We start from the raw sequence: 9,436 nt of genomic DNA, 5'->3' as shown, positions 1-9,436 counted from the left end.
CAGCGCCACCGGCCACGATGCGGGCCCGCCGCCGGACATCCCCGGTCTGCCGCAACCGGGTGACCCTAACGATCGCCGCAACTACACCCAGACCTATCAATACGATCACGGTGGCAACCTGATCGAACTGTGCCATGTACGGGCGGGCAACCATTACACCCGGCAAATGCGCATCGATCCGAACAGTAATCGCGGGGTACGCTGGGAAACAGAAGAGCCGGAACCGGAGTTCGACGTTCTGTTTGATCGCCACGGCAACCTGAACGCGATGAACCCCTGCAAACCGCTGACCTGGAATGCCCGCGACGAGCTGCAAAGCGTGACCCTGATCCAGCGCCCGGACGGCCCCGATGATGCCGAACATTACCGCTACAGCCAGGGCATGCGCGTGTTCAAGCGCCACGAAACCTTGGCGGCCAACACCGCACACTTTAATCAGGTGCGCTACTTGCCGGGGCTGGAAATCCGCACCCGCGACAACGGCGAAGAGCTGCACGTCATCACTCTCGGCAACGCCCGTTGTCTGCATTGGGCAGCAAAAAAACCCGAAGGCATCGCCACCGATCAACTGCGCTACAGCCTGGAAGATCACCTCGGCTCCTGCGTGATGGAACTCGGTCAGCAGGCGCAACTGATCAGCGCCGAAGGTTACTACCCGTTCGGCGCCACGGCGTGGATGACCGCGCCCTCAGAGATCGAGGCCCCCTACAAGTTCATCCGCTATTCGGGCAAGGAGATGGACGCCAGCGGTTTGTATTACTACGGCGCCCGTTATTACGCGCCATGGTTGCAGCGTTGGGTCAGCGCCGACCCGGCGGGGGATGTGGATGGCCTGAACCTGTATGGATTCGTTGGCAATAATCCGCTGCGGTACTTCGATGCTCAGGGGCAACAGCGAACACCTTCTGAATTACTGACCGTGGCGACAGACTACGAAAACCTGCTTGCTGTTGTTACAGGCAAACTGGACAAATCGATCTATCAACTCAGCCATTTGAACTCCACCAGGGATATCTACCGTTCCAGCGGGAAGCGTGCAGCCTTGACCCTGCTCAACGTTCTGGCCTCTGCCCTCACTGCGGGTACGGCGCTTACTGCAGGGACATTCGTCGGAACATTTGCCACGTTCAACCCGATCACCGGGTTGGGTATCGGCATAGCCACAGCAGCCATCGCCGCAGACGTGACAGGTGCAGGGATAGACAAGCTAGGCGCAGACAATCCTTACGGCTACAAACTGTTGCCCGACAGCGCAGATTACGATGTCGGTCGTCTGGCTGAAGAAGCAAAACCCACGGACGGGAAAAATAAAATCAAATCCTTTCTCTCAAAATATGACCCCCGCACCACCGACGGTAACAAGGAAAGTCTGATAGCAGGAACCATTGGAGTCGCTGATGACATCACAGGAGGCACTCATCTGGAAAAATGGCTGGCCTTTTTCCGTCTCAGTGTCGAAGTGACGGAGGCACTCAATAATTCGCTCGGGCAGCGCGATCTGGACCTGGTAGGACAAAGTATCGAATTGACCGCCGATTACCTCGCTGCCCGGAAGGAGCTGTATGACCAGGCATTGGCAGAGCTTGAAGGTCTCGGTCGAGAGCACATTGCAACGGCCCAAGGCACCCGCTATCGCCTGGGACAGGTCGAGACCGCTGTGCTGGGCAAGTTGAACCGTGTCACCGAGTTGCTGCCGAGAGTGTCGGCACACCAGCAGAAAAAAAGTGCAGCGAATCACTTATGAACGCTCGCGCCTTGACTCGCACACCAGACATAGTCGCTTGGGATGGCAGAGGCCTGGCTGTCAGACAGATCGCCTGTTTGCGCAAACCCAGTGACCCTGCTGTGCAAATGCTTGTCGCTCGCCAGTATTACAATGCGACAGGCGCGGTGGTTGAAAAATGGGATGCGCGTCTTTTTGGCTCAAGCCCCCGTCCCAACCTTGCCCTCGTCTATTCACTGAACGGCGAGCCCTTGAAAACCGACAGCGTCGACGCCGGCTGGCGCCTGACCCTGCCCGGGCTCGCCGGTGAGCCTTTGCGCCGCTGGGACCAGCGCGGCAGCCATTGGCAGACGCTCTTCGATGCGCAACTGCGGGTGGTCGCCGTCGAGGAAAATGGTCGGCCCAACGTGGATGTTTTCATCTACGCCGACGCCTCGGCCGAGGCGGGGCTCAATCAGCGCGGCCAGTTGCTGGAACAAAAGGATCGTGCCGGCTCACTGCTTACCGACAGTTTTTCCCTGACCGGCCCGTCTCTGAGGGAAACCCGCACGTTCCACGACGGTGAGCCATTTACCAGCCTCCAAGTGTTCAGCCCCCTCGGCGCACTGCTGGAGCAGACCGACGCCGGCGGCCACCGGCGACGCTTATGTTACGGCCTGGCCGGGCAACTCAAGGACGCGCAACTGCTGATCAGCGGCACGTCTGACTGGCAACCGGTGTTGATCGACGCGCAGTACAACGCCAACGACCAGATCATCGAACAACTGGCCGGGAATCGGGTGCACAGCACGTGGACGTATGACCCGGCGGATAATCGTTTGCACACCCAGTCCAGCCACCACGAAGACCGTGGGGTCCTGCAAAACCTCGAGTACTTCTACGACCGCGTCGGCAACATCACCCGCATCGAAGACCACGCTTTTGCGCCGCGATATTTCGCCAACCAACGGATCGAAGGCCACCGTGATTTCATCTATGACTCGCTTTATCGGCTGATCAGCGCCACCGGCCACGATGCGGGCCCGCCGCCGGACATCCCCGGTCTGCCGCAACCGGGTGACCCTAACGATCGCCGCAACTACACCCAGACCTATCAGTACGATCACGGTGGCAACCTGATCGAGCTGTGCCATGTACGGGCGGGCAACAATTACACCTGGCAAATGCGCATCGATCCGAACAGTAATCGCGGGGTACGCTGGAAAACAGACGATCCGGAACCGGAGTTCGACGTTCTGTTCGATCTCCACGGCAACCTGAACGCGATGCACCCCTGCAAACCGCTGACCTGGAATGCCCGCGACGAGCTGCAAAGCGTGACCCTGATCCAGCGCCCGGACGGCCCCGATGATGCCGAGCATTACCGCTACAGCCAGGGCATGCGCGTGTTCAAGCGCCACGAAACCTTGGCGGCCAACACCGCGCACTTTCATCAGGTGCGCTACTTGCCGGGGCTGGAAATCCGCACCCGCGACAACGGCGAAGAGCTGCACGTCATCACCCTCGGTAATGCCCGTTGTCTGCATTGGGCAGCGAAACAACCCGAAGGCATCGCCACCGATCAACTGCGCTACAGCCTGGAAGATCACCTCGGCTCCTGCGTGATGGAACTCGGTCAGCAGGCGCAACTGATCAGCGCCGAAGGTTACTACCCGTTCGGCGCCACGGCATGGATGACCGCGCCTTCAGAGATCGAGGCTCCCTACAAGTTCATCCGCTATTCGGGCAAGGAGATGGACGCGAGCGGTTTGTATTACTACGGCGCCCGTTATTACGCGCCATGGTTGCAGCGTTGGGTCAGTGCGGATCCGGCGGGGGATGTGGATGGGCTGAACCTGTATGGGTTCGTGCGCAACAATCCGATGACTTACTTCGACACGACAGGCAACAAAACAGAAGAAGCCCAGCCGTCAAGCACAGGCGCTCTGGCATTTATTACCGGAAACACTCCCACAGAGCGGATGCAGAAGAAACTGGCCTTCCATAGCGAGCTGCTTTCAGCCGTCGATCTGGCTGTCAGGGATGTCACCACACAGATACTCAATCATCGTTCCGAGACCAACAGCAGGGTATCAACCGCGAAACGAACAGGTTTTTTTCTTGCGGAAAAGGGCGCGTCCAACGCGGTTGGCATAGGCATGAGCGCAGCCGGGGTAGCAATGGGAATCCCTGGCGGCCCTCTGGGAATGCTGATTGGCGGAGCTCTTGGTTTCGTCGTCGGAAAAACCGTGAGTAGAACGACGAAAGCGATCGGCAAAAAAACCGGTTTGAACACCTCCATCAGCTTGCAAACGGATCGATTGAAAGGACCCAGGCTGTTAAAGGAAACACAGGGCGAACAAGGGCCCGTGATCAACTTTAAAGCTATCGCCAGTTACAACCCGCTCACACCCGAAGGACGGCAAGAGATCCAGCAAGGCGGCATCGCGGCTGGCAAGGAACTGGCCCTGGCAGCCGCTGGCAAGATCCCCTACGTCGGGCCGGCCATCAAGGTGATTCCGGACACCCTCGATCTCTTCAATGAAATAGTAACCAGCGCAAATGATCTTACCGAGGATGAGGTGACTGCACTGGATGCCGACATTACCGACACGATCAATATGCTGCAGTATCGCTCGAAACATTTAATCGAAACGGTCAAGACCCTAAGTCGTACGGACCCCTCCAAGCGCATTGAACGCATTGAACGCGATACAGGACAGCGAATAAGAAGGCTGCGAAACCTGAGGACCGTGCTTCATTCCAATTCGTCGACTTTTACTGCCGTATGAAAAGGTGACGACGCCGCTCCTGGCCTGAACAGTGCTCATGGTAAGGTGCCTGCCCGTCCTTATTCCTGCGCCCAGCATGCTGCCGACCTCCCGTACCCTGCGTCTGTCGTTGTATTCCCTGCTGATCATCGCCGGCACTGTCGTGGCCGCGACGCTCGCCATGCGCCACGCCGAGCGTCAGGCACAGGAAGAAGACGCCACCCGCGCGAACCAGCAACTGGGGCTCTACGCCAACTCATTGCACACCCTGATCGACCGCTACCGCGCACTGCCCGCCGTGCTGGCGCTGGATCCGCAATTGCGTTCGGCACTGGCCGGCCCTGTCGATGCGGCGCAGCAGACCGCACTGAATCTGAAGCTGGAAAAGATCAACGGCGCGGCGCAGTCCTCGACCCTTGAACTGCTCGACCGCACCGGCCTGGCCGTGGCCGCCAGTAACTGGCGCTTGCCGAGCAGTTACGTCGGTCACAATTACGGCTTCCGCCCCTACTTCAGCCAGACCCGCACCCAAGGCACCGGGCGTTTCTATGCGGTGGGTGTGACCAGCGGCATTCCCGGTTATTTCCTCTCCAGCGCAGTGCTCGGGGACAACGGCGAGTTCCTTGGCGCGATGGTGGTCAAGCTGGAATTTCCCGAGCTGGAGCGCGAATGGAGCCAGGGCAGCGACACGCTGCTGGTCAGTGATGCGCGCGGGATCATCTTCATCGCCAACCAGCCGGGCTGGCGTTATCGCGCCTTGCGGCCGTTGAGCGCCAGCGATCTGGCCGAGATCAAAACCACCCGCCAGTACGACAAGCAATCGCTGGTCCCTTTGACCCATTTGCCGCTACGGCGCTTCGATGACAACAGCGATCTGCGCCGGGTCGAAGGCCCGCAGGGCACGGCGGATTATCTGTGGGAATCGCTGCCGCTGACGACCGAAGGCTGGACCCTGCACCTGCTGCGCCGCCCGCAAGTGGCCTTCGAGGATTTGCGCAACGCCGCGCTGGCCGCCGCCGGGGTGTGGCTGGCGCTGGTGTTCCTGTTGCTGTTTCTCAACCAGCGCTGGCGGCTGGCCAAGGTCCGCCAGCGCAATCGCGAAGAACTCGAGCGTCTGGTCGAGGAGCGCACCCGCGACCTGCGCACTGCTCAGGAAGGTCTGGTGCAGTCGGCCAAGCTCGCCGCGCTGGGGCAGATGTCCGCCGCGCTGGCCCATGAAATCAATCAACCGCTGACCGCTCAGCGCATGCAACTGGCGACCCTGCGCCTGCTGCTCGAACATGGCCGCGTGGATGACGCGTACAAGGCGCTGAAACCGGTGGATGACATGCTTACGCGCATGGCCGCCCTCACCGGCCACCTCAAGACTTTCGCCCGCAAAAGTCCGAGCGGTTTGCGTGAGCGTCTGGATCTGGCGACCGTGGTCGATCAATCGCTGCAATTGCTCGATGCGCGGCTGCGCGACGAGCAGGTCAGCCTGGTGCTGCATCTGACACGCCCGGCATGGGTGCGCGGTGATGCGATTCGTCTCGAACAGGTGCTGATCAACCTGTTGCGCAATGCGCTGGACGCCATGCAAGGCAAAGCCTGCAAGCGTCTGCAAATCCGTCTGGAGGCCGACGAGCAATTGTGGCGGCTGAGCGTCAGCGACAATGGTGGCGGCATTGCCGAGGAGCATCTGGGCCAGGTGTTCGATCCGTTCTTCACCACCAAACCGGTGGGTGACGGCCTGGGCCTGGGGCTGGCAGTATCCTTCGCCATCGTGCATGAATCCGGCGGCCGTCTGAGCGCCGAGAATGCCGACAACGGCGCGGTGTTCAGTCTTACTTTGCCAATCGATCTGGAGGCACACATCTGATGCTCAATTCGGTGATGGTGGTCGACGACGAAAGCAGCATTCGCGACGCCGTCGAACAATGGCTGAGCCTGTCGGGCTTCGAAGTGCAGCTGTTCAGCCGCGCCGAAGAATGCCTCGCCGCGCTGCCGGAGCATTTTCCCGGGGTGATCCTCAGCGATGTGCGCATGCCCGGCATGGACGGTTTGCAATTGCTCGCCGAGGCGCAGAAGCGCGACGCAGACCTGCCGGTGATTCTGCTCACCGGCCACGGCGACGTGCCGATGGCGGTTGAAGCCATGCGCGACGGCGCCTACGACTTTCTGGAAAAACCGTTCAGCCCGGAAACCCTGCTCGGCAGTCTGCGCAGGGCGCTGGACAAACGCCGCCTGGTCCTGGAAAACCGCGCCCTGCACGAACTGGCCGACAACCGCGCGAAGCTGGATGCGACGTTGCTGGGCGTGTCCCGGGGTTTGCAGACGTTGCGTCGGCAGGTGCTGGATCTGGCGGCGCTGCCGGTCAACGTGCTGATCCGTGGCGAAACCGGCAGCGGCAAGGAACTGGTCGCGCGCTGCCTGCATGATTTCGGCCCGCGCGCCGACAAACCGTTCGTGGCGCTGAACTGCGCGGCGATCCCGGAACAACTGTTCGAGGCCGAACTGTTCGGCCATGAGAGCGGCGCGTTCACCGGCGCCTCGGGCAAGCGCATCGGCAAACTGGAGTACGCCGATGGCGGCACGCTGTTTCTCGATGAGATCGAAAGCATGCCGCTGGCCCAACAGGTGAAATTGCTGCGGGTGTTGCAGGAGCAAAAGCTTGAACGGCTGGGCTCAAATCAGAGCATTCGCGTCGATTTGCGCATCGTTGCGGCGACCAAACCGGACCTGCTTGATGAGGCCCGCGCCGGACGCTTTCGCGAAGACCTGGCTTACCGGTTGAACGTCGCCGAACTGCGCTTGCCGCCGCTGCGCGATCGCCGCGAAGACATTCCGTTGCTGTTCGAAACCTTTGCCCAGAACGCCGCCCAGCGTCTGGGCAGGACCTTCCCACCGTTGACCGGCGCCCAACTGAGTCACCTGCTCAGCCACGACTGGCCGGGCAACGTCCGCGAACTGGCCAACGTCGCCGAGCGTCAGGTGTTGGGGCTGGATGAACCGGTCGCCGGAATCGATCCGGGGCAATCGCTGGCGGCGCAGCAGGAAGCCTTCGAAGCGCAATGCCTGCGCGCGGCGCTGACCCGGCACAAAGGCGATGTGAAAGCCGTGCTCGAAGAACTGCAACTGCCGCGCCGCACGTTCAATGAAAAGATGCAGCGCCATGGGTTGAGTCGGGAGATGTTTTTGGCCGAGTGAGGCAGAGATTTGTGGTGTGGCTGAAATCCCTCCCCCTCACCCCAGCCCTCTCCCCCAGGGGGGCGAGGGGGAAGGGAGCCGATCTCCATGCTTTCCCGAATCTGTATTCGACTCGATATTGCAGGTCGATGTGACCCACGAGAACACCTCGGTCAGTCCCCTCTCCCTCTGGGAGAGGGTTAGGGTGAGGGGCTTTTGATCTGCGCCGCAATAAGCGGAAATCCGCTCACACAAACCAATCAGTCGGCACAAATCCGCTCACCCATTCCCCCTACCCCCTCTAAACCGGCCCTCCGCCCCTTGGCACAGCTCCTGCTATAGCCCCGGCAGGCTGCGTTCCGACGCGCTCCACAAAAACAATTAAACGAAGGATCCTTCAATGGATAACTCCAACGCCCTGCCCCTCGGGTCGGCTGCCGTGCCGGCCAAACCGAGAACCACCGCCAGCCGGATCAAATCGATCTTCAGCGGCTCTGTCGGCAACATGGTCGAATGGTACGACTGGTACGTGTATGCCGCCTTCTCCCTGTACTTCGCCAAGACCTTCTTCCCCGCCGGTTCCACCACCGCGCAACTGATGAACACCGCAGCGATCTTCGCCGTCGGCTTCCTGATGCGCCCGATCGGTGGCTGGCTGATGGGCATGTACGCCGACAAGGTCGGACGCAAGAAAGCGCTGATGGCCTCGGTGTACCTGATGTGCTTCGGCTCGCTGCTGATTGCCCTGAGCCCGAACTATGAAACCATCGGCATCGGCGCGCCGATCCTGCTGGTGTTCGCCCGCCTGCTGCAAGGCCTGTCGGTCGGTGGCGAGTACGGCACGTCGGCGACGTATCTGTCCGAGATGGCGACCAAGGAACGTCGCGGCTTCTTCTCCAGCTTCCAGTACGTAACGCTGATCTCCGGCCAGCTCATCGCCCTCGGCGTGCTGATCGTGCTGCAAAACATGCTGACCACCGAACAGCTGTACGCGTGGGGCTGGCGCATCCCGTTCGCCATCGGCGCGCTGTGTGCGGTAGTGGCGCTGTACCTGCGTCGCGGCATGGAAGAAACCGAGTCGTTCACCAAAAAAGAGAAGTCCAGGGAAAGCGCCATGCGCACCTTGATGCGCCACCCCAAAGAGCTGTTGACCGTGGTCGGCCTGACCATGGGCGGTACCCTGGCGTTCTACACCTACACCACTTACATGCAGAAATACCTGGTGAACACGGTCGGCATGAGCATCTCCGACTCGACCACCATTTCCGCCGCCACGCTGTTCCTGTTCATGTGCCTGCAACCGATCATCGGTGGCCTGTCGGACAAGATCGGCCGGCGCCCGATCCTGATCGCCTTCGGCGTGCTCGGTACGATCTTCACCGTGCCGATCCTGATGACCCTGCACACCATCCAGACCTGGTGGGGCGCGTTCTTCCTGATCATGGCGGCGCTGATCATCGTCAGCGGCTACACCTCGATCAACGCGGTGGTCAAAGCCGAATTGTTCCCCACTGAAATCCGCGCCCTGGGCGTCGGCCTGCCGTATGCACTGACCGTATCGATCTTCGGCGGCACCGCTGAATACATCGCGCTGTGGTTCAAGAGCATCGGCATGGAAACCGGTTACTACTGGTACGTCACCGCGTGCATTGCCGTGTCGCTGCTGGTGTACATCACCATGAAAGACACCCAGAAGCATTCGCGGATCGTGACTGACTGACCGTGCTTTTGATCAACACAAATCCACTGTAGGAGTGAGCCTGCTCGCGATAGCGGTGTATCAGTCGCCATCACTGAT

Annotated in this window: 5 protein-coding genes; all 5 read left to right on the top strand. The window is 60.6% G+C overall.

Annotated features, from left to right (window positions below; all coding sequences use genetic code 11):
• Positions 1-1,744 (top strand): RHS repeat-associated core domain-containing protein (locus DCO47_RS22980; RefSeq protein WP_133247423.1); only part of this gene is annotated, 1,744 nt, incomplete at its 5' end.
• A 77-nt stretch (positions 1,745-1,821) separates the two neighbouring features.
• The gene (locus tag DCO47_RS22975) at positions 1,822-4,494 is read left to right on the top strand and encodes an RHS repeat domain-containing protein (RefSeq protein WP_371919893.1); all 2,673 of its coding nucleotides are present in this window, start codon (positions 1,822-1,824) and stop codon (positions 4,492-4,494) included.
• A gap of 76 nt (positions 4,495-4,570) precedes the next feature.
• Positions 4,571-6,331: an ATP-binding protein gene (locus DCO47_RS22970; RefSeq protein WP_116658985.1), complete on the top strand. Its 1,761-nt coding sequence runs from the start codon at positions 4,571-4,573 to the stop codon at positions 6,329-6,331.
• A complete protein-coding gene (locus tag DCO47_RS22965; RefSeq protein ID WP_083353464.1) occupies positions 6,331-7,659 on the top strand; it encodes a sigma-54 dependent transcriptional regulator in 1,329 nt (442 codons plus the stop codon). The genes DCO47_RS22970 and DCO47_RS22965 overlap by 1 nt, the downstream gene beginning before the upstream one ends.
• A gap of 379 nt (positions 7,660-8,038) precedes the next feature.
• Positions 8,039-9,358: an MFS transporter gene (locus DCO47_RS22960; protein WP_042607326.1), complete on the top strand. Its 1,320-nt coding sequence runs from the start codon at positions 8,039-8,041 to the stop codon at positions 9,356-9,358.
• The last annotated feature ends 78 nt before the right edge of the window (positions 9,359-9,436 follow it).

This window comes from Pseudomonas sp. NDM (assembly GCF_003105095.1).
Classification (GTDB): domain Bacteria; phylum Pseudomonadota; class Gammaproteobacteria; order Pseudomonadales; family Pseudomonadaceae; genus Aquipseudomonas; species Aquipseudomonas moraviensis_A.
This window is presented reverse-complemented; position numbering and strand designations above follow the sequence as displayed.